Source organism: Streptomyces sp. NBC_00568, assembly GCF_026341855.1.
Classification (GTDB): domain Bacteria; phylum Actinomycetota; class Actinomycetes; order Streptomycetales; family Streptomycetaceae; genus Streptomyces.
In genome coordinates this window covers 304268-330379 of sequence record NZ_JAPENW010000002.1, presented here as the reverse complement: position 1 = coordinate 330379, position 26112 = coordinate 304268, and the positions used below count along the sequence as shown (strand labels likewise).

Below are 26112 nucleotides of genomic sequence, written 5' to 3'. Positions count from 1 at the left end.
TCAATGATTCAGGACGGTCAGCCGGTTTCACCGGGTTCCTCCTAGCGTCTCCGGCCTTCAGGCCGGAGAGGAGTCAGACCCTTGCGGAGCGAGCGCGAATGGCCTGATCGTCGTCACAGCAAAGCGGCATCCGACGAGGGGCTGGGTATCCACCGCCTATGGCCTGCCCAAGGCTTGCCGTGGACCAGGCCCATGGTGACGCTCGAGACCGAGATACCCAGCTGTCGAGCACCGCAGCGGGTAAGAGCCCCAGCCTGCGCATCACCAACAGTTCGTCTGTACCGCCCTGGCGGGCGGCCCAGTGACCTCCCTCTAAGAACTCCTAACGAAATGATCTTCAAGGTGGTTGGATCACTCCGGGACAGATGACCTGGGGGTGCTGGGTGGCTCGGACGAAGCCGTGGGTAGTCGAGGACGAGTTGTGGGCGGTGGTCGAGCCACTGCTGCCCAAGGTCGAGCGTCGGGCCCGGCACCCCGGGCGTAAGCGGCATCCGGATCGGCTGGTGTTCCAGGGCATCCTGTTCGTCCTGCACACCGGGATTGCCTGGGAACACCTGCCGCAGGAACTCGGCTTCGGTTCGGGCATGACCTGCTGGCGTCGGCTGGCTGAGTGGACTGAGGCCGGTGTGTGGCCCCGGCTGCACGAGGTCCTCCTGGCAAAGCTGCGCAGTGTGGACGCCCTGGACTTCTCCCGGGCGGCCGTCGACGGCTCCCACATCCGGGCGTTAAAGGGGGCTCCAGGACCGGACGAAGCCCCGTCGACCGGGGCAGGCCGGGCAGCAAACACCACCTGATCACCGATGCCACCGGCATCCCTCTGGCCGTCACCCTGACCGGCGGCAACCGCAACGACGTCACCCAGCTGATCCCACTGCTGGAGGCGATCCCGCCGGTACGGGGCAAGCGGGGCCGGCCCCGGGGCCGCCCCACCGTGGTCCTCGGCGACCGCGGCTACGACCACGACAAGTACCGCCGTCGTGTCTGGGATCTGGGTGTGAAGCCGCTGATCGCCCGCCGGGGCACCGAGCACGGCTCCGGCCTGGGCGCCCAACGCTGGCTCGTCGAGCGCGCGTTCGCACATCTGCACTGGTTTCGCCGCCTGCGGATTCGCTGGGAGATACGAGACGACATCCACGAAGCCTTCCTCATCCTGGGATGCGCACTGCTCTGCTGGCGACGCCTGATCTCAGCTGTCGACCGCTAGTTTTTCTGCAGGGTGCGGGTGACACCCGCGATGACGGCGGTCGTCAGCACCCAGCCGAGGGCGATCAGCAGGTAGGCCAGCCATTGGAGGCTGCCGCTCGACCAGTACCAGGCCGTGCGCTGACCCAGACCACCAATGGGGATCAAGAGGTCCAGTGTGTAGACAAGGGGCTGAAACGGGGCGCCTTCACCTGATTTGACCGGATTGGGGGAGTGAGTGCCGAAGGACAGTGTGCCCAGCAAGGTCAGCGCGAGGAGCCAAACGCCCGCCAGCCAGGGGCGGTAGCCATAACCGACGGTCACGTCGAGCAGGTGCCCACACACACACGCGGCCGGGGGCAGAGTTTGACGCCGATGCCGCTGCTTGGCCAGGAGCACGCGCCGGGCGTCGTGGTCGTGGCCGGCCTTCCGGTACCAGCTCGCCAACTGCTCATAGGGCTGGGGGTTGTAGCCCGGACTGCGTCGTATCCACGCCACGCGGCGGGCCACGGAGTCCCGCCGCCCCACGGCCTCCCGCCGCTCGCCTGCCTCGTCCACCTTGATGGAGCCGTAGACGAAGCCGTCCAGCTCCACCACGGCTGGCCAGCTGTGGTCGCTGTCGTGGAGGTAGGACACCTGCGCGCCCCGCAGGTCCACGGTGCCGGACGGTGGCCGGGCGAGGATGAAGTCGAAGTCGACTGCCTGCATCAGCAGGGCGACCAATGACGGGCCGTGGCCGTCGGGCGGCCCGTTCAGGACCGCTCCTTCAAAGGTCAGGTGGTCCGAGATCCGGGCACCCCGCAGCCGTACGGTCCCGTTCGAGATGAACCTGTCGGAGAAGTCGAGCGTCGAGGTCACTGCGTTGTCCAGGGCGAGCGTCACCCCACGCTGGCCGGGGCGTTCCAGTAGTGCACCCCGCATGTGCAGTCCGCCTGGCAACTGTGCCCCCATGAGACGGACTTCACCGTGCGCGACGAATCCGTCCAAGCAGTAGACGCCGCCCTCCGCAACTAGGGTCCGTCTTCAAACGAGTCTTGCCCAGAGCAGGAATGACGCGAGACTGACCGCTGCTTCGTAGGAGGTGGCGGTCTTGTCGTATCTGGTGGCGATGCCTCGGAAGCCTTTGAGCCGGTTGAAGCAGCGTTCGACGACGTTGCGCCGACGGTAGATCTGCCGGTCGAATGCCGGTGGCCGGCCTCCGCGGCGGCCGCGGTTGTGGCGGTGTTGCTGCTGGTCGTTCTTCTCCGGGATGGTGCAGGCGATGCCGCGTTTGCGCAGGTAGGCGCGAAAGCCTCGGGAGCTGTAGGCCTTGTCGGCGATGACCTGGTCGGGCCGGCAGCGGGGACGCCCAAGGCCGGTGCGCGGGACCCGGATCCGTTCCAGGAGGGGGCGTGCGCAGATGCTGTCGTGGCGTTGGCCTGGTGTCAGCAGGATGGCGAGGGGCCGCCCGCGGCCGTCGCAGGCAAGGTGGATTTTGGTGGTCAGTCCGCCTCGGGATCGGCCGAGGGCGTGATCGTCCGGTTCGTCCGGCCGGTGGATCCCCTTTTTCTGCCGGTGGCGGCGGCGTGCTGGTGAGCACGCACGATGGTGGAGTCGATCTGCACGAGCCAGTCGATGTCGCCGGCCGCGTCCGCGTGGGCCTGGATCTGCTGGAGAGCCCGGGTGAACACGCCGTCCAGCGCGTAGCGGCGAAAGCGGGTATAGACCGTCTTCCACGGTCCGTAGCGTTCCGGCAGGTCACGCCAGGAGACCCCGGTCCGGATCTTGTAGACCATCCCGTTGACGACCTGCCGGTCCTCCACGCGCGGACGACCTGTCGCGGCCCGCGGTATGAGTGGAGCGAGCAACTCCCATTCCTGATCGGTTAGTTCATGGCGACGTATCACCTCACCATGATCCACCAATCTGATGATCTTTGAAGACGGACCCTAGTCCGCCGGCGGACACCGCCCATTGCTCGGGTGCGGTGATCTCAGCGCCGCTGAGATTCACGGCGCCGCTCACGTGGGCGTTGATGAGCGACAAGGCGCTGATCCTGCGGTGGAAGGGCGAGGCATACCCGCTTTCCAGGCGAGAGCGCCGCAGGTCGAGGCGTCCCTCGATACGGATCAAGCCCGCTTCCACACCCGGCACTCGGCTGCCCACGATCGCAATCGACTGGGTCGACGCTCCGGAGAGGTCCACGCCCTCCTCGAACCAGCAGTCCTCGAGCCAGAGGGCGTGAGCGATCTGCGCGCCGGCCAGGTTGAGGTGCCCGGATATGCGCGCCCCGGCGAGCCTCAGGCACGCGACGGCGCCCGTCTGCGTGGTGTTCGCGCCCTGGAGGAGCGCCACGATCACGACGGCCCGAACCGTCCGCCCGGGGCCCCACTGCCCACCCTCGGCGACACGGTCGTTCTCGGGCACACCCGTGCGCAGGTCCACGCGGCGTCCCTCGGGGAACCGATCCCACAGCTCACGCTCCGGTGAAGTCAACTCGTCGTATGAGAGCACTCATGCAGAGTAGTGATCTTCCCTCGCACTCGCCTTGCCCCACCGCGCGCGGATCGGAGGGGGCCCATTCTGTTAGGAGTTCTAAGGGCTGTCCCGTGGCATCCACTGCCGAGTATGGGCCTACAGGTGTGTACACCGTCTCCGCGCCCCGTTGCCGCAGCAGTCCACCGCGCGGGACAGGCAAGCCGGCAGCAAACAGCACCTGTTGTGGGACCACTCTGCCGTCCGATATCGCGAAGCCAGACATTTTCTCGCCTTCGGTCAGCACAGATGCGATCTCGCCGACCACCACGGGGCCGCGTGCTGCTGTCAGCCTCTTACTCTCCTTATCCGAGAGATCCTGGACCGTCTGCCCGAACAGGGTCACATCGCTTGGCCACTGATTCAGCAGCAGAGCCTGATCCCTCCGAGCGCCGGGGACGCAAGCACTCCCTTTTGACCTCCCAGCCGTGGCAGAAGGGACGTGGAGCGGCCCTATGATTCCGACAGGCCTGAAATCTCGGGCAGCTCATCGACGTGGCCGGTAGCAACGATCACGGCTCGCCCGTGGACCTCTCCCCCACTGGTCAACTGAGTCTCGAACTCCCCATCGCCGTCTGAGCGCAGGCCGGTGACACCGTCACTCAAGAGCCGGGCACCATAGGCTTCTCCCTTTCGTCGTGCCTTCTCAAGCAACTCCCTGACGGCATACCGGCGCGCGTCAGGTAGCCCCCTGCAGGCGGCTGGCTAGTTGCGGGGTTCGCCCTCGTCCACCGCCACGACGCTGCGACGAGACCGGCCCAGAACGGGTGGTGCGCTCAGTCCTGCCGCTCCGCCGCCAACGACCACGTCATAAGACCGGTGGAGCGCGGCGTCGTTCATTGCAGGATGGGTAAGGAGCCGACTCGGGCTCGGGACTGCTCGTCAAGACGAAACCTGCTGAAGCATGGTGCGGCTGCGTCAGCCAGATCGGCGAAGAGACTTGCCGGTGCGGGAAACTTGGGGCGCTGCGATGAGCAGCAGCGCGGCGTAGGCTCCTTTTACTCAAGCAAGGGGTGCGGTGGTGCGAGAGAAGCCGGGTAAGAACACCGGTGATGCTGGGCCTTCACAAGGCTGACGGCATAGCAAGCCCGCCGGCAGCCTAGGGCTCGCCGGGGGCTCGCACGGCTATGACCACGGCAGGAGCGGCCCTGCACGGCAGGGATGCTGTCCCCGGATAGACGAGCCGGTCCGGACGCATCTTCATGTTGAAGCTGGCTCCAGGAGTCTCGGGGGAGGGACCCCTGGAGCCGGCTCGGCGGGCAGCGTTGGCTGCCCGCCCATACGCTTCAACGGGCCAGCATCTCAATGGGTTCAGCCACTGCGCGAGCCTCTTGCCTCTTTTCGCAGATCCGCGGGTGCCTGCCTGGGGGCTTCAGCTGGCCACTAGTGCCAGCAGCTCCGTGCGGTCAGGGCCGACGAAGGGGTAGCGCGGAGTGCCTGTGCCCAGCTGGAGGATGCGCTCCAGTAGGCCGTCCCGCGCCAGGACCTCGTTGGCTGGCGTCACCATCGACGCAGCCTCGGCGTAGCCGCGCAGAATCTCCGGATCCTGCAGACGCGTGGCGTCGAGAAGCTGCCTCAGATTCCAGTCAGGGTCGTCGGTGGCATACGTTTCGCCGCGCATCTCAGCGTCTATCTCGTTGAGGCGGTGTGTGTCCCAGGACAGCGATCCGTGCCAGATCGGAGACAGCGTCTGTTCCGTGTCGCGCTCGAGCTGAATCGACAGCTCCACCGGATTGTCTGTCCCGTGCTTGCGGATCGCGTCCCTCAGCAGCAACGACCGCCAGATGCCCATGGTCATACCCATGCCGTACTGAGGGTTGGTGGTGGCCCAGGAATCACCCACGGCCACAAGGCCTGTTACCACGGGCCGTCCATCCTGCACGTACTCTCGGTGCTTGGTTTCCGTGCCGCCCATCACGTTGATGCCTGTGATCGGCTCACCCTCCAGCCAATGCGCGACGTCGGGGTAGCGCGCAGCCACTCGCGTCCAGATCTCCGGGTCCTTGAGAGACCTGAGCTCCTGGTCACGTCCGGACGTCACAAGAGTGAGCGACCAGGTGCCGTTGTCTCCCGGGGCGGTGATGGCCGTGATGCTGTTGTAGTGATAGATCGGCCAAGCCGGCTGCCGCGGCAAGTTGCCCGAGGCAGATCGGAAGTAGCGCGTGTAGTAGCGGAACCCTGTCTCGGCCCGCTCCTCCGCCGGTGCCGCTCCGAGTTCGGCGAGCAGTCCGGGAATATGCGAGTTCCTTCCAGTGGCGTCGACCACCAGGTCGGCAAGGATGCTGCCCCCGCCCTTCGTGGTCACGCCGGCGATGTGCGGCTTGCCCAGCGTCTTGGCATCTCCGGTCAGCAGGCCAGTGACCGTCACACCGCAGGTAATGGTGATGCCGGGCGTGATGCTCGCTTCTGTGAAGAGAGCCATCTCCAGGACCGGGCGGCGGGCCGCGATCGTTTCGAACTGGTCGTCGGTCTCCCTCCGAGGGCCGACCTGCTCGACGTTCAGGGAGCCGCCGATCATGTTGTGCGGGTGCCCGCCAACTGACAGGAGCCGGGAGACCGTGCCGGGCAGCTCGCGGGCAAGCGCCCGGTAGCCCCCAGGCATGAGAATGTGCGTATGGCCGTACTGGGCAACCCCCGGCCTGTTCCAGTCGCCCCCGAGGACGGCTGCTTCCTCACGCGAGCTCGCGGGGTCGCGGTCTAGAACAGTCACGCGATGTCCGTCAGCGGCAAGCAACATCGCCGTGGCTAGCCCCACCGGGCCGGCTCCGATCACAACGCTATGAGACACAAGAAGCTCCTTCACAACTGGTTGGCCCAGCCAATCTCCCTCCAAGAACTGCTCACTTCCCAGACCAGGCATCTGTTCAGTTCTCGCGAGCTACTGGAATCTCTGGTCAGGTCTGCTCATCGGGCACTCTCAAATCGAGGGCTTAGAAGGATGCCCTGAGCTTGAAGCGGGACTACAGCGACTCAAGAGACGGCAAGCCTCCCGAGGGGGTGCCTCGACTTGGGTCGCTGCCCATCCGAAACGGGTAAAAATGCAGGTCAGATGCCCCCTCGCCGGGAAGAACAGCGACTGAAGCGACTCAGTATCGCTCTATATGAAACGCACACGCATACGCACATCTCACCGGCTTCATATATACCGACCCTGAGTCGCTACGGTCGCTGATCGAAGCTGGAAAGCCCTCTGACCTGGTGTTTTCAACCGCTGCCTCTCCATGGGCGTCCATGCACACAGTCGCTCTGACTCAGTCGCTGGTTCGAGAAGAAGCCACGCCGCCTGCCCTGCGCGCTACAGATGGATGTCAGGAAGTCCTGCCCTCGACACGCCGCTCTGTGCAGGGTCCCGAGCCGCTCCCCGAGATGGCGGCCGCATGCCAAGGAGCAGTACCACTCGTATCCGGAAGGCAGCACCCTGCACCACTCCCCTGGGCCGGCCCCCTATCCGGACCGCAAGACCTGCAGACGCGAGCAGCTTCAGCAGGCCCGGGAATGACCTGCTCATTGACCTGTGAAGTGAGCAGTGAGTGCGCTGAGACTGGCTCCGCTTCCAATATCAGAGACAAGGAGTGAAGCCATGACGCACACAGTGATAGTCGGAGCTGGTCCGGTGGGACTCTTCACAGCGCTGCTCCTCGCTGCCGAAGGCCAGCAGGTGACGGTGCTGGAGAGCGACCCAGCGAAGTGGTCTCAGGAGGACTCCCCCACCCGCGGTGCGCCGCGCCCCGGTGCGCCGCACTCCAATCATCCTCATCTTCTACTTCCAGCCGGTTTGGACATCCTTGAGTGCGAGATGCCGGACTTCACTGCTGCCCTCCTTGCCGGAGGCGGGCAGAGGTACAACATGGTCGCCGGAGCATGGAACGTAGGAGCTGTCGGACCTCAGCGTACGCAGGACAGCGACTTCGACACCGTGGCCATGAGCAGGTTCACGCTCGAGCACGTTCTCCGCGATCGCGTCCGACAGACTCCGCGGATCGCTCTGCACTACGGCCTTGGTGTAACGGGCTTTCTGAGTGCAGAAGTTGGCATGGCCGGCCGTCGCTTCATCACCGGAGTCATCACAGCTGACGGCGCCCAATGGAAAGCGGATCTGGTCGTCGACGCTTCAGGCCGGAACACCCGACTGCCGGAACTCCTCGCGGAGATGGGGCTTGCCCCTCTCAAACGCTTCGGAAGCCGAGGATTCAGGCATTACACACGCAGCTTCCGCTCACGGGGCGGCGTACAGCCGGTACAGCGCACATGGCACCTGACGCACCACAACAGTCTGTCGTTGCTCACCACTCCTGCAGATGAGGGGACTTGGTCAGTTTCCTTGGTCACCTCGTCACGCGATCAAGCGCTGCGGGCGCTCGCCGATAGCGACCTGTGGACACGAACCGTTGCCCTGCTTCCTGGCATGCATGAATGGCTTGATGGCGAGCCGACCACAGATGTCCAGGAGATGGTGAGCAGCGGCAGCGTCCGACGCAGCATCATCAGCCGGGGCAAGCCGATTGCCAGTGGTCTGGTGCTGATCGGGGATGCATGGGCCACGACCAATGATCAGTTCGGCGTGGGGTTGACCATGGGCGCCGCACAAGCTGTCCTCCTGCGCAATGCCGTGTGGAAGGTCGGTGCCACTGATGTCGGCGAACTGGCAGCCGCCTACGAGGCTGACTCGCAGGAGCTCATCGCTCCCGTATGGAACAGATCGATTGCGTGGGAACGCCACCGGCTTGCTGAGATCGATGCGCAGATGACCGGTCACGCTTACGTCACACACGATACGCAGTGGAGTCTGTGGAGCGAGGTGGCAAGCAGCCAGCTTCAAGACCCCGAGGTCTTTCGAGCACAGGCGGCAATCGACTCTTTGCTGACCTCACCGGCCGAGGGCTTCCTCAGTCTTGAGGCCGCACAACGGCTGAGGTCGCTGAAGCGTGATCAGCCGTACCGAGCCGAACAGGGGCCATCTCGCTCAGCACTTCTGTCTGCACTGAGGCTTCCTACCGGGGGTCACCCGCTGGTACCAGGCCAGGATCTGTGCGGCGTCCCTTCCATGTTCGGTGTGGGAGTTGGACCTCGGTGAATGATTGCGCCGCAATCACTAGGGGGCTGAGGATGACGCACGCCGTGAGCGGACTTCCACGTAATGCCCTAGCCGTCATATGCGGGACCACAGCCCGATCGCACCACCCTGCAACCGTCCGCCGCGTCTATCGACAGGTGGGTGGCCTCGCCGCATAACCTGAGGCAGCTCCATCTGATCTGCTGGCCCTACTTCAAGACCGTCTCCGGCAGAGCTCCTTGAGCGTGGCCATCAATCGCGATCCATAGCGCTGGCCATCACACCAGCAGCCCGGCGATTCCATCAGGCTCGTATGAAGCCGCCCCAGCGCTCACTTGCCAGTCCGGCGGTACCACTCCAGCCTCAAGCACCAGCTCAGTGCCAACTGGTTGCTCTCGTAGAAAGCCGAGCTCGGCGCAAACGGGCTACTCCAACGCTGACCGCTGACCCTGGAGCGACATCAGGGACTGTCGTCTCACCAACTGAACCTGGCTCAGCTTCAGACTGAAAGTCTGTCAACGCATCCACGGCCATGCACCTCGGCGCTCCTATGTGTGCTGCCCGGACGCTTCGGGTTCTCGCGCACTATCGTAGGTAGTCAGCAACAGGCCCTTCCTAGCATGGCCAGTTGAGGCTCTTAGTGGTTAGGTCAGGTGAACCAAGCACATGGCCTGACCCGCTTCCTCATGGGAGGTGATTCACATTCTGTGAATCACCTCCCATGAGGAACAATCCTTAGATGGCCACGAAACGGCGGAAGGCGCCAGGGAAGACAAAACCCCTGCTCAGGGCGCCTCAACGGATTGGTTCTTTGGACGCCTCAGCTCTCGTCGGCGAGCTCCGCGATCTCCACGAGAGAGCTGAGGACCCCTACATCGAGCAGATGCCCGCCAACGAGGAACTGTATGGAGCGCTCCTCTACGCAGAGCGGCACGTCTCAGCTCTAGCCAAGGCGGGGGAAGTTCAGCGCCGCAAAGCGGCGCTGAAACGGGTAATGCTCTGGGAGTACATTCGCGAGCAGGCTGAACTGCACCAGCTCCGAGCCATCGAGGCAGCCCGAGCTGCACTGGTCGAATGGGCGGATCTTGCTCCCGCTCTTGCCGTCGGCGGCCCCAGCGCGGCCTACAACAAGGCAAAACGGCTCCGAGCCATCCCCCTCACGACGGACGCCCCGGACGGCCAACTACTGCGCCGCACCCCAGAAGCCGTGCTGAAGGCCGAGCAACAGATCGCCCAGCAGGCAGCCGCCCAACACCGGGCTGAGCAGGCAGCACGCCGGCAGCATCAGCTCCTGGTTCCTATTGCACAGAGTCTCCTCGATTGCCGTGACGAGCTGGCCCACAACAGTGAAGTGGACTATTGGCTTGAGGAAGTCGAGGAGGTACTCCCCGACTGCAAAACACCCAATCAGATGCTGAGTCTGCGAACGTACCTGGATGCTGCCGTCCGCGAGATGCAGAAGCAGGAGCGCCTGTCGGCCCAGCCCGTCGCAAACACCGACACAGCGCTGCTCGCCCTTGCCGCTGCCGTTGAGCTCCTCCGCGGAGGGAGGTGAGGCCACTGTGGGTTGGCCGTGCAAGCGCTTCGTGCTAGGAGCGGCTCGGTTCTCGAGCACCCTCCCCCGCTTCCAGATGGTGCAGCACATCAGCGGAGTTGGCCCCTCAACAAGCGAGGTCCCAGATCGCTGCCATCTCCCGATGGCAGGACGAGGCGATCAAGCCGTCCTCTGCTCGAAGCGCAGACAGATGAGCCTGCCTAGCTGGGATAGGCAGAGCTCCCCTCAAATCAATTAGTTACCTAAAGCAAGTTCATGTTTGATCGCTAACGCTCCAACAGACTGCCCCCTCCTTACGCGACACGTCGGCTTGGCAGCCCCAGAGCCAAACTTGACACCTCAAAAGACGCCGGATTCCTGTGATTGCGGCGCAATCAGCCACCACCTACCGCACTTGCTGCACCTTGGCGGATAAGCTCGCGGCCGCCGACTACAACGATCCTCGGAGATGTTCATGGCTCAAAAACCCGGCCTCACACGAGATCTGGCCGCCGAGCGCGCAGCGCGCAAGGCAGCGACGCACCAAGCCCGATTGGTGCCACAAGGGCTGCCGACCGTTCGGCCTGGGCAACTCATGCCGAGCCCAGAGAACGGCCGTAAGAGGCTTCACAAGATCGATGAGCTCGCCAAGACGCTCAGCTCCGACGGCATGAACACAGCCATGACTGTTATTCCGCCTGACGTATACATCGCAACCTACCCACAGCACAAGGATGCTGTGGAGGCTCGTGTAGCCGAAGGCGTACTCTTCGTCGTCCACCACGGCCACCGCCGCCTGGCAGCCGCCCTTGAGGCTGGTCTCACCGAGGTCCCCATCCTCGTCCGTAGGGACGTTCCCAGCCTGCGTATTGCGGCTATCCAGGAGAACCTCCAGCGGATGGCCCTCAACCCCATCGAGGAGGCAATGGAGTTCCAGGAGGCACTCGACGAAACCGACGACGAAGGGAGGAAACTCTCACAGAGGGACCTTGCCAAGCGCGCCGGCTGCTCGCAGACCTACGTATCTCACCGGGTGGCACTTCTACGGCTCGTGCCCCCCTTGCAGCAGGCCGTCGTGAATCACTGGCTCAAGGACCAGCAACTACTGGAGACCGAGACCACCAACGACGATCAGCTCTTGTTCCTGCCTGTCAGGGAAGCGGCCACCGTCTACGCCCGGCTACGTTCCGAGCTTCAAGAAGCCTTTGCCCAAGGGGAAATCACTGCTTCCCAAGCTGCTGGCGTGAGCAAGCTGCCTCCGGATCAGCAGAGCATCGCGGCTGCCCAGACAGACACCGCTGATTACGATGCAATTGGCGAAGCCGAGCCGACAAAGACGCCGTTGCCGGAGCCTCGGGGAAGTGACTCCCTTTTGGCCACTGCAGCGTCTGCAGCGGAAGTACCTGCAGCACTCGCTGACCCGGGCCACCTGGAAGGTGGCAGCACCAGCCGTGATAGCTCTACGCGAGACCGATCCTCAGTAGCCCACACACGTGAAGAACCCGTGGCAGCTCCTGTTATGACGCAGGAGGATCCCCGTGGCGTAATCGTAGTTCGCAGCGTCAAGGAGCTCGCACTGAGCATCATGGACCTTCTCGACGGAGAAGAGATCGAGTCGCTGAAGGAGTACCTCTCACCCCGTCTGCCCTGACCTCGGCTGTACCAGCGCGGGGCGCTGAAGGGGAGCAAGTAGGCTTTTGCCCCGTGCGACCAGCAGTCAGCAGCTCTACTTCGCCCCCTTCCGCTGGAGAGCATCGGCGTAGTGATTGCTGCGCAATCACTACGCCTCGACTCCAACGCTGGCTGGCATCCAACGTCCCAGAACTCCAAAGACAGTCAGGGCATCAACCCTGAGTTCTACCTGTTACCTCGCGCGCAATCCTCAGTCCGTGAGTGATTGCGTAGCAATCACTCACGGAGGCTCACCATGACCCCGTCACCAAACGGCGACGCCCACCTCGATGCCCTCGCTGCGCGATCTCTGGCCCGAGTTGTCGCGTTCACTAACCAGAGCGGCGGGGCCGGCAAGACGACGTCTGCCGTCAACATCGCTGCCTGCGCAGCAGACCTTGGCTTCCGGACACTCGTGATCGATGCCGACGCGCAGTGTGATGCTTCCGCAGCCACCGGATACGACAACCCGGACGGTGTCCCAGAGCAGGCGAACCTGTACGACGTACTCATCGGATCCGCCAAAGTCGAAGACGCTATCGTCCCGGCCCTCGCGGGGCCCGTCGGTGAGCAAGGCACCAAGCCGATCCCCAACATGTTCATCGTTCTGGGATCTAGCGAACTTGAGGAAGCCGAGCAGCTGCTCGCTCCTAAGACGGGTCGAGAGTTCTGGTTGAAGAACCAGCTCGAGCGGATCCGCGACGCTTACGACCTCATCCTGGTCGACTGTCCAGGAAACCTCGGCCTGATCGTCGTCAACGCCGTGGTCGCAGCTGACGAGGTGATCGCGTGCGTCAAGCCTGGATGGAAGGAACTTCGGGCTCTCACTCGCATGGAAGCCAAAATCGACGACATCCGCGGAACCTTCTCCGTGATGGGCGCCCGAGCAGAACTCTCGAAGATCCTTATCGTGGACTGCCCCACCACGCGCAATCAGGGTGCTGTGTACGACGACAGTCAGCAGCAAGCCAAGGAAGCCTACGAGGAACTGGTTCTGCCGACGGTACGTCGCAGCCCTCGAATTCCTGAAGCCTACGCGGCACAGCGGGTGTTGCGGTTCTATGATCCGGTTACTGAGAACCCGTCGAAGCTCACACCGGACAACGCCCAGTCGGCCACTGACGACTATTACCTCGTTACACAGGCGCTCGGCTACAAACGACGCTAGTGATCACCCAGATCCCGGCCTGAGGGGTATCCACCTCTGGCGCCTGCGGCAAGAGACTGCCGTCAATCTCATCACTGCCCCCGCCCGGCACGCTGCTAGGCAGACCTCTGTACTTGGCAGGAGACCTGAGGCTGAGGAAGCGCTCAAGGCTGGGGGAGTGCATGAGCAGGCCCTGTATCAGGTTGCAGGGAAGAGTGGCATTAACCGCCAGGTCGGTCGTGACCGACCGGCAGAGGCCGTTCGTCGATGATTGTGGCGGTCGGTTCCAACGACAGCGCCGGGCGTGCGGCATGGTGCGGGCGGCATCCGCGATGGCCGCAGCGTCCGCTGTATCAGTCTTCACCCAGCCGGAATGCAGGGGTGGCATCGGCCACATCGCGGATCCGGGGCAGGGGGGCGACCCTGCTGGCGGGCTCCCGGGGGGCCTGTGTCTTTGGTCAAGCTGTCTGGGCCCCTTCGTTCGTGGCGGTGCCGGCCCGGTGCATGCCTAGGATCCAGCTCCGCGGAGCCGTTGGGACAGGGCAAGGAGTGCACTCGGTGCGTTAGTTGGCGCCTCCGCAGGCGCAGACGACCACTCCAGCTCGGCGGCCATCTCGTCCTCCCCGTCGAGCGACCGCAGCGTGTGAGGCATCGCGCGGGCAGGGGCCGCGATGATGAACGCGTCCCTCGCGTCCGTCTTCGCCTCGCCCAGATAGAGGTCAGCGATCCGCCGCATCGTCAGACCGGCAGACAGGCGACCGGGCAACCTATGTCGCGGGCGACCGCCAGCGGCAGGGCACCGATCGAGGCGTGCTGGTCCGCAAACGAGTTCCTGATTCAGCGTCTCCTCTTCGGTCCGGGGAAGCTGGCCCCAAGATGCTCCCTTGACTAACGTCCAGGCCTCGAAAGCTGCTTTACGTCGTCGATGTCGTACAAAAACGCCCTGCCCGGGGGAGGAGGAGCAGGCCCGAGCCTTGGCGCCCGCCGACAGGTACTCGCGATTGTCAGACCTCCCGCTCGGAAAAGAGCCCGTTCATGGCGCTCGTCCAAGCGGTAGATGGACCTCTCATCAGCGTCTCCACGAGGGCTCGCGCGCGTGGCAGGAACCCCCAGGCTATTGGTTCGAACCAGGGTGAAAGAACTACGACTGGGCCCGGGGTCCTGATACAGGACCCCGGAATCACCACCCGGTTAGGAGAGCGGGCAAAGCTGCACAAGGCCACGCTGAGCGGCCGGCGGCCGGCTGGAGTCACCAATCCGCAGAGACCCTGTTACTTGGCATATGGGACATCGCAAAGGGAAGCCGGCCGGGGGAGTAGTACAAGGATGCAGGGACAAGTGGGGGCCGCTTGTCCTACATGTGAATGCTGAGTCAGTACGTGCAGAAAGTTCTGACTTGGGACCTGCTCAAAAGAAGAAGGGACCCAGCATGCGTTCAGTCTCTAGGCGTGGAGATGGCGCAACGGCTGAAGGTGCAGGCCACTGGGAGGGACTGAAGCTCCTGCCGGGGGCCAAAGCGCTGGGCGAGGCTGGGTCGAAGTTTCAGTCCCTGGCCTCAGTCCCTCGCAAAACTGCAGGTCAGCGGCCTAAGAGTCCAGGGCTTAGGGACTGTAGGGACTCAGATCTCTAGTTATAAGCCAGCTATGCATGTGTACGCGCGGGCGTATGTATCTCTTCCTTGTCTGTGGCTAGCTCATAATTAGGTTTTCTGGTCCCTACAGTCCCTGTTCTATTTGCTTTAGGCCTCTGACCTGCGGGAATATGGAGGGACTGAAGCACGGCAGCGTCCCTGAGCCTCAGTCCCTACCCTTGGGAGGGACTGAAAAGCCTCACGCCCCCGGAGTGGGGAAGGGCCCCCACACCAAGAGCGACCTCAGAATCCCAGCGAAGGGTCCCTAGAGTCACTCGCAAAACGGACATAAGGGATTAAAGGGTATCTCGGCCTCCGGGTAGGGAGGGTCTGAAGGGACCGAAGGGATCAGAAAACTGATAGAGCGGCACGCGGGGGACCTCCCGTACTTCTACTGTGGGGGAGTCCTAGACTCTCTTCGGAAACACAGTCCCTTCGGTCCCTGGATCTGCTGGGAGTTGTCAGCCGGTTGGTCAAGGGACTCTAGAGACCAAAGATCTTCAGAGAAGGACACCGCGTGCCACGCCCAGGCGAGACCAGCTTGCCCGCTACCGATGCGAGTTCTGCGAGCCCGCATGCCGTAGCCCGCTGGTGTGCTGCCCAGGGTTGGCCCGTCCACCCTCTAGCGCCCGGTCGAAAGACTCCTGCCGCCAACTGCCGAACCTGCAGAGAGCAGCGCCACCTGCCCACGGCCTGCCCGTGCCTCCCTGCAGGAAAGCCCTGCCACGGATTCCACGCTGCGACAATGGACGCCCGCCTCATTGATTCCTGGTGGTCAACTACCCCCGCTGCCGGAGTCGGAGTCGCGTGCGGGGCGGCAGACCTCGTCGTCATCGACATTGACGCTCACTCAGTCGAGGTGCCGGCTCGCAGCAGACTCCTGCCCGGCATCCCTATTCATGAGTCTGTTGACCTGGAAGGCCTTGCGTCAGGTTTCGACACGCTGGCCCTGCTTGCTGCCCTGCACCAACAAACAGATCCGGCACACGATGAAAACACCCTGCGTGTGAGGACCCCCTCAGGTGGCTTGCACGTCTGGTACCGGAACCCGGATCCCACGCTGCGCTACCGGTGCTCCACCGGCTCCAGCTCCAAGGTGGCCCTTGCGTGGCAGGTGGACATCCGCGCCGACGGCGGATACATCGTGGCGCCCACCACCCGCACCCCAGCCGGCGCCTACACAGCAGAAGGCGCTGCTCGGCTGCCTGCCCCCCTCCCGGCTTGGCTTGCTCAGGAACTGCTACGCACAGGCCACAGGGCCGACTCACGCCCCACTGTCCCTATTCAGAAGGCGCCTGACAGTCCGAGGGGGACAGGGACCACCGCTGCTACGAGTTCGGCTCTGCGGCGCCTTGTGGACGAGGTAGCCGCATGCGCCGCGACTCCAGAAGGCGCAGCCTTCACAGAGAAGCTCAACAAGGCTGCGTACACGGCCGGAGGACTCGTTGCTGCAGGGCATGCCGACAACGCGGTAGTACGCCAGATGCTCACAGAGGTTGCCAACTCAGCTCGTCCTTGGCAGTCCACCCGCAACGAACGAATCATCAACGACGCCCTGGCCGCCGGGTACGCCCGCCCGTTCCACCTCAAAGGACGTTCATGAGCAGCGCCGAGATTCCGCGCTTCGACGCCAGCGCCGCGGCTCAGCAGATGCTGGATCTCCAGAAGGCCGACCCTGTGTGGGCCGACGTCCCAGCCCAGACCAATGCCCAGTCCCGGCCGAGTCTCGCGCCATTGCCTGGGACATTGACGGACCGCGGAAACGCCAAGCTCTTCGTCAAGCTCTACCGCGACCAGTTCCGCCATGTTGAGGGCCTCGGCTGGTTCTCATGGGACGGCTACCGATGGAAGCGCACCGGCGGTGAAAAGGCTGCGCTGTGGGCGGCGGGCGAAATGGCTGAAGACATGCCCGACAGCGATCCCCGTGGCCTGTACACCGAACGTGAGCTTCACGTACACAAGAAGCGAACCCTGTCGACCACCGGCATGAAGGCGCTCCTCACCCAAGCCAAAGCCTCCCCAGACCTGTCCGTCGACCCTGACACGCTGGACGGCGATCCCTACGCCTTGTGCACACCAGCCGGCGTCGTTGACCTGTACACAAGCCAGCTGCGCAAGCCCGACCCAACACGGGACTTTCACTCCCGAGCCACAAGCGTGGCCCCTCAGCAGATGGAAACCCCCCGCTGGCACCGTTTCCTGCGGGACACCTTCGGCGATGACGCAGAGGGGCAGGAAATGATCGACTTCCTGCACCTGCTCCTCGGCTACTCGATTACCGGTGACGTCGGCGCACAAGTCCTCCCGTTCCTGCACGGACATGGAAAGAACGGCAAATCAGTCCTTCTGGACACAATGATCCAGATCCTCGGAGACTACGCCGACGCTGCCCCGCCCGGCTTCCTCATGGACCGTGGTGCCTTCTCCGAACACTCCACAGAGCTCACCGAACTGCACGGCCGCCGACTGGTCGTATGCAGCGAACTCAAACCGAACGACAAGTTCGACGAAGCCCGTGTCCGCCTCCTCACAGGCGGCGACAAGATCAAAGCTAGACGAATGCGGCAGGACTACTTCTCCTTCACACCAACCCACCACCTGTGGCTGCTCGGCAATCACCGCCCCGAGGTATCCACTGGCGGATTCGCCTTCTGGCGCCGCATCCGCCTGCTGCCCTTCGAGCGTGTCGTTCCTGACGCCCGCAAGATCGACAACCTGGCCTTCGAACTCGTCCGTGACGAAGGCCCGGGCATCCTGCAGTGGCTGCTACTAGGCGCCCGCCGCTACCTCACCACTCGAGACAACCTCGAGGGACCCGACCGCGTACGCATCGCCACGACCGCGTACGCGAACACCGAAGACCACATCGGCCGCTTCCTCGCCGAATGCTGCACCCGCGATACGGACACCCAGCAGGAACTCCGCGTAGAGCAAGGCCTGCTCTACGCGGCCTACAGCTCCTGGTGCAACGCCAGCGAAGGAATCCGTCCCGCAGGAACCCGAGCCTTCGCCACCCGCGTCAGACAAGAAGCTGGCCTGGCCTCACCTGCCGACATGATCAAATCCAACGGCCGAAAGTACTACCCCGGCCTCGCACTGCTGGACACCCAGGGATGAACGCACCGACCCACACTGCTGCCCGCCACGGGTGGTCGGCCACTCCCCAGCCACTACACGCTGGAGCCCGTCCGGCCTACCATGCATATACAGGCCTCTGCGCGGAAACTGAATCAAGCGGCAAATCACGCCCGCACCAGACCGGCCTCTGTACGGCCCGGGACACGAAGGAGGGGCAACAGCCATGAGCTCGCTACTGACCGAGGGCGATCTCACCCACGAGGAGAACGTGGTGTGGCTGGAGGACCCCGACCACCTCGACTACGTCCGCCAGGCCCTCGACAAAACCCCGCGGCGCCGCAATAGACCCCGGTACGCGCGAGACGGCCGCATGGTCGGTTACGCCGAACTGGACGCTGCAGCTGAAGCCGACCCCGACAGCGGCCTCTATCGGCGCCGTGTCTTCTTTCTGCTCCCGCACGACCGCGACGCCCGCCCCGAAGGTCTGTACAGGGAAGGCGCTCCGGGGGAGGCGGTCGACCCTCGGACGATTGAGGTAAAGAAGGTGGGGGAGAAGACCCCTCGCTCCCAGAGCGGTCCCACCGCCTCATCGCGGTCCTCCGTCTGACAAGCGGCGTCCACAACCGCCTGCTCGGTAGGACAGGGAGTTGGCACCGGCCCGCTATGAGGCTCAGCCACCAGCAGCGAGCTTCGGTAGAGCAGCCATGATTCGCGCGACCGCTTGGGCGATTGTGCCGCAGCGATTGGTGCGCTTTAGCTGATCTGGTGCGCGAGCTCCAGGACGTGAGGGCCGCAGGCGGTGGCCCCGCAGCAATGCCGACTCGCTCTGGCGAGACGCTGACATCGACGGACTTTGTCAGCCACGGCAGGGCATAGGGATACCGACCACGTCCAAGTGGTGATCCCGTCGCTCTCGAGGACATGCTGTCCGAGCGAGAGGGGCGGAGCAGCACAGACAGCGGAACATGCGCACGCCGAGCAGGTTCAGAATCCCGCGCCCGACCTCTGGAAAAGGGATCCTTCCTGTTAAGGCTCGTCACCCGCTGAGAATCCTTGTCCCTGAGCGCTTGTGTGAACTGACTGAACGCGCTCATCTTCAGAGCCAGCTACACCGCGGGGCTGCTGAGGAATGAAGCTGAGTTCTACGACAAGCCAGCTAGATGGGCGTCTCCTCCCAAACGTTCCGCACCCTTCTCCACCCACCAGGCGGCCTTGGCGACGTTCTCTCCCGGTCCAGGACGGTCCCGTACACCCCTGCACCCCCAGCTACGGACGCAGAGAGGATGGGAACTGTCCACTACTGCGCACCCGGAACGGACCAGGGAGGTCAGATCGCAACGGTCGATCCGAACGAACTCCCGCCAAAACCGGGCGGCCTTGTCTTCCAACGTCGTCATGAAGACGGACGAGCCAGCTTCGTGGACAGATGTGCCCGACGGCTGTGGCGAGTCCTTTCACCCACAAGCCCTCAGCAGCGATTCCCGGGTTCTCGCGGATCAGTCGGGTGCTAGAGCTTGCGGCGCGGGCCGGCCACCGTGGCGTGTGCGCGGACGACCTTTTGCCGGGCCCTTTCGCGGTGGTGAGAGCCCTGCTGGTTCCCGCACAGATCCCACTGGGTCTTCTCGAGCTTCTCGGACTGTCGATCCTCCGGCCGTCGGACAAGGCGCAGGACGTGGATGCGAAATCGACCCCGACGATCTCGGGAGCCTGCCCACCAAGCCATCGAAGGAGTTCCGGTACGCGCTTTCAGATCCGGCAACCAATGCTGGCGGACAACAGGAGAGCCTCGACGAGACACAGCCGCTCGAGTGTCTGCTTCGCTTCGGTGACTACCAGCGCACGCCACCCCGCACGGCACCCCGAGAGCTACAACGCGAAAGCCTGACCGAGACCACGACGGGACCTCAAGATCCTTCTGCGCTACTCCCTGGCCCTCCTCCCTCAGACCGCTGCCACCTCTTCCCTGAGAGAAGAGCTCACCGCGTGGCCGGCCCGGCGCGTCCAGCAGGCATGCAACAGGAAGGCATCGGCGGACTGGCTTCCGTAGTCCTAGAAGAGCCGAGAGGCTAACGACAACGCTGGCCGCCGAGCAAAGGGGAGTAGCCACCACCGTGAGAAGTGAAAGGAGGAACGGCATCGGGAGCAAGTACCGAAGACGCTGGGCCGGTTAGGAGGAGACCGAGAAACAGACGCCGGCCGACGGGTGCAAGCACAAAGTGACACAGGATCGATCTCAACCAGCAGGCCACCACCGAGATCCATGGGGCACCACGACTCGTCGGGTGCTGGCTGGAAGACTGGCCGGACCTGGCATGGTCCGAGCACCTACGCCTCCCGCGGGTGCCCCGGAGCTGATTGGGCTCGCGTTGGTTCGCGCACTGTCCTGTCTCAAGGAAGTTAGTCGTCCGCGTGAGGCTGACCTGCATGAACTGGATTGGGTTAGACAGAGGGTTGTTGCTGTTGGGCGCGCTTCCGTGTCCAACAGCAACCGTTGGGCGGCCAGCGCCGTAGTCGATCTCCTGGCTCCGAGGCTGCTCCGGTAGTCGCTGACCTGCGTGGTCAATGTCCATTCATCGGAGGGCCTGGATGATCGCTGCTGCCAAACTGGCTAGGGCGGCTGCGATGGCTCCGGCAAGCAGCCACCGAATCGATTGGGCATGAAAACGGGTGTCGCGCTCGGCCCTTGCGCGTTCGGTCACGTAGTCGAGGAGCGCGCGGAGCGTTTCAGCATCCAATTCCTCTCCCGCCCCATCCTGAGTGGGCTCGGGGTCGCTGAGGGATGCCGCGTTGTGTGCACCGACTGGTTGGTTCAAGGCGGAATCTTCCCCCCGAGGTCGACGCCGTGCATAGCGCGCATGCAGGGTGAAGGAGTGTTGGAGTCCAGCGTCAGTCGGATAGAAGTCAGCACTCTTGCGGAATAAGCCAGGAAATCCGTTCAACGCTCGGGCGACAACATCCTCAGCTAAACCAAGATCCTTTGAGAGACCGTTGGGAGAGCGGCTCCGCCATCTTGTGAGAGCCATGTAGGTGATGAGCGCAATCAGCGTGTCAAGTTGCGCCTCATAGCGTGCCCTGTCATCCACGGAGGCAGTGTTGCACCGTGTAGCTGGCCTTGGAAGGTGACCTCTGGCGGCTCCAGGATCCACCCCTGCCGGTACGGCCATCCAGCACCCCCAGCACCCCCAGCACCCCCAGCACCCCCAGCACCCCCAGCACCCCCAGCGCACTCGGCCGCGCGACTCGGTTCGCTGAGATAGAAGCCCGAACGACTCGGTTCGTTGAGAAAGCGACTCGATTGAGTGAGACGGGACACGCCCCGAGATCCGCGGGCTGCTGTTCACTCTGGCGATCCTCGGGCTATTACGACGTAATAGCCCAGCGGTGCCCCTCTCAACGAAATCGCTCCTCACCCGTGCAGACGGTCGCGAGTATGAGGCAGATCGGTGCGACCTGAGCTGGGTGAACGCGTCGACTCGAGTCGCTGAGACGCCAAGGGGCGCGTCAGATGTCGTGTCCGACGAGGTTCGTTCACGACGGCATGCCTGTCCCTCACCCGCTCATCCATCGGCCGGGGTTGCGAACAGTTCCTTCGCTTATCAGTGAACGTCCTCCCCTTTTGCAGTGTGCACCGTGCTCGGGTGAGGCCTCGTGAGTAGGCAGCAGCCAGTGGCGTGCCCTGACAGACGGCGTGGGCGAAGGGGGACCGTGCACCGTTCTCGGTCGTGCAGACGCCGTCCGGTACGTGGCTGGTCACCGAAGCAGGGACCAAGGCGGTTGACGGGGTCGTGACGACCGGCGAAGGTGCCGGCTGAAGAGGTTCCAGCCGTAGTCCGGGTTCGCAGTTCACGTGTCTAGGTCCGCGCTGGACCCAACGGAGCCCACGAGCACGTACTCCGTCAGGATTTCGACGCCGCCCGCACCACCCACAAGTGGGCGGCCGGCTGGGTAACGGTGTTTTGGTGGCAGCCTGTCGCAGAACAGTCCTCCAGCATGCCCGCCGACCAGGTGACGCCGTGGCCACCGCCCGTGCTCCGGAAAGCGTTCAACGAGGCCCAGCACATCGAGCCTCGCTGTGTCGGATGGTTGGCAGGAGAACCCGAAAGAGGCGTAGAACACCAGGCTGGCCAACCCCGCTGCGGCGTTCGAGAACTACACAGAACCGAAGTAGGGCAACAGCGGGGCAAGAGCGTGGGGATACCCCGGTTCAAGTCGAAACGGAGAGCCCGTCTGTCCTGCCGGTTCACCACAGGCACGATCCGCGTCGAGGTGGATCGTCGGCATGTGACGCTACCCCGGCTGGGCACGAACCGCTTTCACGAACCGATGCGCAAGCTGCAGGGCCGTGCGCAGGCCGGGACAGCCCGGGATCCTGTCCGCCACGGTCCGGTACGGTTCGTCTCCTTCCGAAACCGCGCGGGACATCCACCGTGTTGCCCGGCCCGATGCGGCGGTCGGTATCGACCTTGGTGTGAAATCCCTCGCGGTGATGGCCGACAGCGCGGGAGCGGACCGTGCCGATGCCAGCCCCGACACCTGAACAACGCGCTGAAGCTCCTGACTAGGGCCTCCCGCATCGTCTCGAGATGGCAGGGCCCTGACCGCCGGACCGGACGGACCTCGAAGCGATGGGAGAAGGCCAACGCCGCCCGCAACCAGGTGCATCACCGGGCGGTGAACCTGTGCACGAACGCCCTGCACAAATTCACCTCTGCGGTGGCGACAGAGTGCGGCACGATCGTGGACGAAGACCTGAATGCGGCCGGGATACCACCGCAACCGGCGCCTCGCCCCGCCAGATCCCTGATGCCGGTTTCTGGAAGATCCGGCGTCAACTCACCTGCTAGACCCGCCGCAACGGCCACCACATCGTGGCCGCCCACACCCCTGGTTTGCCTCCACCGGGACCTGTTCCGGGTGCGGCGCGGTGAACGGCAAACTGCCACTGCACCTCTGAACCCATGCATGCGACGCCTGCGCCTGGGTCATCGACCAGGACGACAACGCGGCCCGCAACCTCGCCGCCCCTCGCAACAACAGAAACTTCAGCCGTAAGTGGTAGCGGAGTGGCCGCGGACCAGGACACCTTCACAGTGTCGAAGCTCGCGGAGCCGACCAGAAGACCCTCGCCACCCGCCCCCGCCCCGCCCCCGCCGCTCCGTCGGGGCCGGGGCGCGCCGGTGGCACAACCCTGCCGCACCAGCGGCAGACAGAAGAGGGAGACCGCACTCAAGGCCGCACTCATCCGCTTGGTCATGTGACGGACCTTCCGAGCCCAAATACCCGGAACGCTGGGAGCACTTGAAGCTCTTAGCAACGGAGCACGACGACTTGACGCCGTTGGTGCGCGGCCCACGAGAAGGGGATCAGGGCAGTCGAGCCCACCAGGCGCATCAGCCTGGACTCGTCGTCTCGAGGTGCTCGTGGGGTGCGTGCACGCGGACTACAGCGCCCGCACGCCTCGGCCTGTTGAACAGCGACCTGATTGAGGAGACAGCGCAGGGCCCCCTGCGCCGCCGCGAGGCGGGAGTCCCATTACGGCGTAATAGGGGAGTGACGGGCCCTGAAACGAAGGAAGATGAAAAAACTAACGCGTTGATGCGACAAGAGATCTTGCGCGTTAGTAAGGTATCCCCATGACTTCGCCTGCAACCCCAGGCGACCGCGACAAGGTCGTCTCCAAGCTGCCGGGATGGCTCCGGCAGAACCTCAAGATCAGAGCCGCCCAGTGCGGCATCGAGATTCAAGCCGCAGTTGAACAGGGCATCCGGGACTGGTGCGACCTCGCCGCGACTCCGGCAAATGTCGACACCGCTGGAGCTGACTCGTTCTCAACCTTCCTCCCGGAAGGCCAGTGGGATGAGTTCAAGCAGATCGCAACAGACCGACGGTTGTCCCTCATCCAAGGCCTCGCCCAATCCGTACAGCTATGGCTGGACACCAACCCGGCCCCGAGCATCGCCCGCCCGGCCATCACCCGCCGCATCGTCGTCTGTAACCAAAAGGGCGGCGTCGGCAAGACGGCCATCACAGCCGGAGCCGGCGAAGCCCTCGCGGAAGACCCCTCCCGCCTGTACCCGGTGCGCATCGCCAAACAACTCGCCGCAGCCATAGATGCCACCGACAACCCATTCGAGAGTGACAGCCCTCTCGACACCGAAGACCTGCCCGGACTCGGCCTGCGAGTCCTCCTCGTAGACTTCGACCCCCAATGCCACCTGACCAACCAACTCGGTGGCGCACCCCTCCCGATGAACGGCGACAGCCTCACCAACCACATGGCAGGCGACCCCAAGGGCGAACTCCGCGACCTCATCATCTCCATCGACGACGACAGCTTCGACGGACGCCTGCACCTCCTGCCCGCCTGCAATGACGCCTTCCTCCTGGACGTGCGACTCTCCGCGGTCCGCGCACGCGAGGCGGCGCTCGAGCGAGCTCTGGCCCCGCTCGAAGCCGACTACGACGTCATCCTGGTCGACTGTCCGCCCAGCCTAGGCCTCAGCATGGACGCGGCCGCCTACTACGGCAGGCGCCGCAACGACGAAAAGCCAGGCCAGTCCGGCACTCTCATTGTCGTCCAGGCCGAAGACAGCTCGGCCGACGCCTACGAACTCCTCACCAACCAGATCGACGACCTACGCAGCGACCTCCAGATCGACATCGACTACCTCGGAATCGTTGTCAACCTCTACGACGGACGCCGCGGCTACATCGCCACCTCCTCCCTCCAAGGGTGGGTGGACATAAAGGATCCACGGGTCGTCGGTCTCATCGGAGACCTCAAAGAACAGAAGGAGGCGGTCCGCGTCAAGAAGCCCCTCCTGTCCTACGCCCCGAAGTCACAACAGGCCATCGGTATGCGCGCACTGGCCCGGGAGATCTCATGAGCAAGGCCGACCAGCTGGGCACCGGGCGCTTCGGCAGCGCACAGACCCGCCCCGTTAGCGCACGACGACAAGCAGTCGCCGCCATCACTGGTGTCCCCACCGAAGCCGTCGCAGCGCCCACCGAACTACCGGTCCATCGCATCAGCCTCAACCCCGACAACCCGCGCACCAGCCTCGGTGACCTCACCGACCTTGCCGGCAGCCTCAAGGACCACGGACAGAAGTCAGCCATCACGGTCATGAACCGTGACGCTTACATCAAGGCCAACCCCGACCGTGCAGCCGACCTCGAGCCCGACACCACCCACGTCGTCGTCGACGGCAGCACGCGCCTTGCGGCAGCCCGGGAAGCGGGAATCACCACCCTCAAGGTCATGGTCAGTGACGACCAAGGCGCGACCTCTGACGAAATCCTCGAATCAGCGCTCGTCGCCAACATTCACCGCCAAGATCTCGAGGAACTTGACGAAGCCCGGGCCCTTGGGCGCCTTTTGCTCATCCACGGCAGCCAGACCGCCCTCGCCAAACGCCTCCACCGCTCCCAGGGATGGGTCTCTCAGCGCCTCGCGCTGCTCAACCTCACTCCCGAACTCAAGGCCCGTATCGGCCAGGAGCCCATCGACCTGCTGCGTGCTGTTGGCAACAAGCCCGCGGATCAGCAGCAACCCGCTCTGAACGAACTCAAGGAACGCCGGGCCAGAAAGGAAGTCGAGAAGAAGGAACGCAAGCGTCTCAGCGACCAGGACACACCGCCGCCCTCTGAGTCCACCCCACGGTCCACCCCTGAACCGGAGCCCTATTACGGCGTAATGGAGGCCCTACCTCAGCCAGACACGCGCGCTGCCGAGGACCAGCTGGCGCAAGCGCCAACCGAGACAGTTCCGGAACCGCGCACCGCCACCACCATCGCGACAGGGGATGAGCAGGCAACCACTTCACCCCCAAGGCTGCCCTACGACGATGGAGTCTTCTTGGCCCACCACCTCGTCAGGAAGATGAGCACCGTCGAGTTCAATAAGATGCTGGCCCTGCTGAACAAGTTCCAGGGGACGCAGCTCGGCGCCCGCCCCGAGTAGCAAACCGCCGCGGACACTGCCACGCCTGCACGCTCGAGGCCAGTCTCTGTCAGCAGCATGGGGGCGTCAGGTCGGTTGAGCCACAGGCCACACCATGGGCTCAGGCAGGTGCCGAGGCATCTGCGCCACGCGTCAGCGTTCAGTGCGTGAGATATTCCCGGCTGGCGTGTGGCGCTGTGTCCCCAGCCAGGATCTGGCTGGGGACACAGCGCCACACGCCAGCCGACGCGCACTCCATGCCCCGAGGAGAACGTGCTGCACACGGTTCTTCCCAACATGACTCCGCCACCTGGACGTCGACACCGGTGGCTGCGTCAGCTGGCGCGAGCGGTGAACACGC

General features: G+C 64.2%; 15 protein-coding genes and 2 pseudogenes. 10 read left to right on the top strand and 7 right to left on the bottom strand.

All coding sequences use genetic code 11. From position 1 onward, the window contains the following. The first annotated feature begins 365 nt into the window (after positions 1-365). Positions 366-1204, top strand: a protein-coding gene (locus tag OOK38_RS33710) for an IS5 family transposase (RefSeq protein WP_266849816.1) whose coding sequence is annotated in 2 segments (ribosomal slippage) — positions 366-726 and positions 726-1204 — 840 coding nt in all. Because the reading frame shifts where the segments join, the coding sequence is not laid out codon by codon here. Here the strand turns inward: OOK38_RS33710 and OOK38_RS33705 are convergent. The 5 genes and pseudogenes from OOK38_RS33705 to OOK38_RS34680 form a co-directional block, all read right to left on the bottom strand. Then, positions 1201-2103, bottom strand: coding sequence for a hypothetical protein (locus OOK38_RS33705; protein WP_266849815.1), 903 nt, complete (start codon positions 2101-2103; stop codon positions 1201-1203). The two genes, OOK38_RS33710 and OOK38_RS33705, sit on opposite strands and share 4 nt — an antisense overlap. A gap of 102 nt (positions 2104-2205) precedes the next feature. Then, positions 2206-3065 (bottom strand): IS5 family transposase gene (locus tag OOK38_RS33700; protein WP_266765546.1). Its coding sequence is split into 2 segments (ribosomal slippage): positions 2206-2711 and positions 2711-3065, totalling 861 coding nucleotides; the frame shifts between segments, so codons are not numbered across the junction. Between the two features lie 4 nt (positions 3066-3069). Beyond that, positions 3070-3606, bottom strand: a complete 537-nt coding sequence (locus OOK38_RS33695; protein WP_266849813.1) for a hypothetical protein — start codon at positions 3604-3606, stop codon at positions 3070-3072. A 1462-nt stretch (positions 3607-5068) separates the two neighbouring features. Further along, positions 5069-6298 carry an NAD(P)/FAD-dependent oxidoreductase gene (locus OOK38_RS33690; RefSeq protein WP_266849811.1) on the bottom strand — a complete coding sequence of 410 codons (1230 nt, stop codon included), beginning with the start codon at positions 6296-6298 and terminating at the stop codon, positions 5069-5071. 81 nt (positions 6299-6379) lie between these two features. Next, a pseudogene (locus OOK38_RS34680) lies at positions 6380-6556 on the bottom strand (FAD-dependent oxidoreductase); the annotation flags it as partial. Positions 6557-7276: 720 nt separating this feature from the next. On the opposite strand from OOK38_RS34680, the gene OOK38_RS33685 reads away from it, so the two are divergent. From OOK38_RS33685 to OOK38_RS33670, 4 genes are all read left to right on the top strand, one after another. Then, on the top strand, positions 7277-8770 hold the full coding sequence (locus tag OOK38_RS33685) for an NAD(P)/FAD-dependent oxidoreductase (RefSeq protein WP_266849810.1): 1494 nt from the start codon (positions 7277-7279) through the stop codon (positions 8768-8770). A gap of 718 nt (positions 8771-9488) precedes the next feature. Continuing rightward, positions 9489-10304 (top strand): hypothetical protein, encoded by an 816-nt coding sequence (locus OOK38_RS33680; protein WP_266849808.1) that lies wholly within the window; start codon positions 9489-9491, stop codon positions 10302-10304. A 574-nt stretch (positions 10305-10878) separates the two neighbouring features. Continuing rightward, on the top strand, positions 10879-11934 hold the full coding sequence (locus OOK38_RS33675) for a ParB/RepB/Spo0J family partition protein (RefSeq protein ID WP_323178864.1): 1056 nt from the start codon (positions 10879-10881) through the stop codon (positions 11932-11934). A gap of 276 nt (positions 11935-12210) precedes the next feature. Further along, positions 12211-13122, top strand: a complete 912-nt coding sequence (locus tag OOK38_RS33670; protein ID WP_266849806.1) for a ParA family protein — start codon at positions 12211-12213, stop codon at positions 13120-13122. Positions 13123-13699: 577 nt separating this feature from the next. On the opposite strand, the pseudogene OOK38_RS33665 reads toward OOK38_RS33670, so the two are convergent. Next, a pseudogene (locus OOK38_RS33665) lies at positions 13700-13920 on the bottom strand (transposase); the annotation flags it as partial. A gap of 1328 nt (positions 13921-15248) precedes the next feature. Between OOK38_RS33665 and OOK38_RS33660 the strand changes: the two are divergent. From OOK38_RS33660 to OOK38_RS33650, 3 genes are all read left to right on the top strand, one after another. Then, on the top strand, positions 15249-16334 hold the full coding sequence (locus OOK38_RS33660; RefSeq protein ID WP_323178863.1) for a bifunctional DNA primase/polymerase: 1086 nt from the start codon (positions 15249-15251) through the stop codon (positions 16332-16334). Continuing rightward, on the top strand, positions 16331-17848 hold the full coding sequence (locus tag OOK38_RS33655; RefSeq protein ID WP_266849804.1) for a phage/plasmid primase, P4 family: 1518 nt from the start codon (positions 16331-16333) through the stop codon (positions 17846-17848). The genes OOK38_RS33660 and OOK38_RS33655 overlap by 4 nt, the downstream gene beginning before the upstream one ends. A 184-nt stretch (positions 17849-18032) precedes the next feature. Then, positions 18033-18416, top strand: a complete 384-nt coding sequence (locus tag OOK38_RS33650; protein ID WP_266849802.1) for a DUF6009 family protein — start codon at positions 18033-18035, stop codon at positions 18414-18416. A 1963-nt stretch (positions 18417-20379) separates the two neighbouring features. On the opposite strand, the gene OOK38_RS33645 is transcribed toward OOK38_RS33650, so the two are convergent. Beyond that, a complete protein-coding gene (locus tag OOK38_RS33645) occupies positions 20380-20892 on the bottom strand; it encodes a hypothetical protein (protein WP_266849800.1) in 513 nt (170 codons plus the stop codon). A 2550-nt stretch (positions 20893-23442) separates the two neighbouring features. Between OOK38_RS33645 and OOK38_RS33640 the strand changes: the two genes are divergently transcribed. Next, positions 23443-24696 (top strand): ParA family protein, encoded by a 1254-nt coding sequence (locus tag OOK38_RS33640; RefSeq protein WP_266849799.1) that lies wholly within the window; start codon positions 23443-23445, stop codon positions 24694-24696. Beyond that, complete coding sequence (locus tag OOK38_RS33635; protein ID WP_266849798.1) at positions 24693-25772, top strand: ParB/RepB/Spo0J family partition protein; 1080 nt, start codon at positions 24693-24695, stop codon at positions 25770-25772. The genes OOK38_RS33640 and OOK38_RS33635 overlap by 4 nt, the downstream gene beginning before the upstream one ends. The last annotated feature ends 340 nt before the right edge of the window (positions 25773-26112 follow it).

Excerpts from the sequence above, each read along its gene's own strand:
- OOK38_RS33705 (WP_266849815.1), bottom strand. The coding sequence starts at position 2,103 with ATGCGGGGTGCACTACTGGAACGCCCCGGCCAGCGTGGGGTGACGCTC.
- OOK38_RS33690 (WP_266849811.1), bottom strand. The coding sequence starts at position 6,298 with ATGCCTGGGGGCTACCGGGCGCTTGCCCGCGAGCTGCCCGGCACGGTC.
- OOK38_RS33685 (WP_266849810.1), top strand. The coding sequence starts at position 7,277 with ATGACGCACACAGTGATAGTCGGAGCTGGTCCGGTGGGACTCTTCACA.
- OOK38_RS33680 (WP_266849808.1), top strand. The coding sequence starts at position 9,489 with ATGGCCACGAAACGGCGGAAGGCGCCAGGGAAGACAAAACCCCTGCTC.
- OOK38_RS33675 (WP_323178864.1), top strand. The coding sequence starts at position 10,879 with ATGCCGAGCCCAGAGAACGGCCGTAAGAGGCTTCACAAGATCGATGAG.
- OOK38_RS33670 (WP_266849806.1), top strand. The coding sequence starts at position 12,211 with ATGACCCCGTCACCAAACGGCGACGCCCACCTCGATGCCCTCGCTGCG.
- OOK38_RS33655 (WP_266849804.1), top strand. The coding sequence starts at position 16,331 with ATGAGCAGCGCCGAGATTCCGCGCTTCGACGCCAGCGCCGCGGCTCAG.
- OOK38_RS33650 (WP_266849802.1), top strand. The coding sequence starts at position 18,033 with ATGAGCTCGCTACTGACCGAGGGCGATCTCACCCACGAGGAGAACGTG.
- OOK38_RS33640 (WP_266849799.1), top strand. The coding sequence starts at position 23,443 with ATGACTTCGCCTGCAACCCCAGGCGACCGCGACAAGGTCGTCTCCAAG.
- OOK38_RS33635 (WP_266849798.1), top strand. The coding sequence starts at position 24,693 with ATGAGCAAGGCCGACCAGCTGGGCACCGGGCGCTTCGGCAGCGCACAG.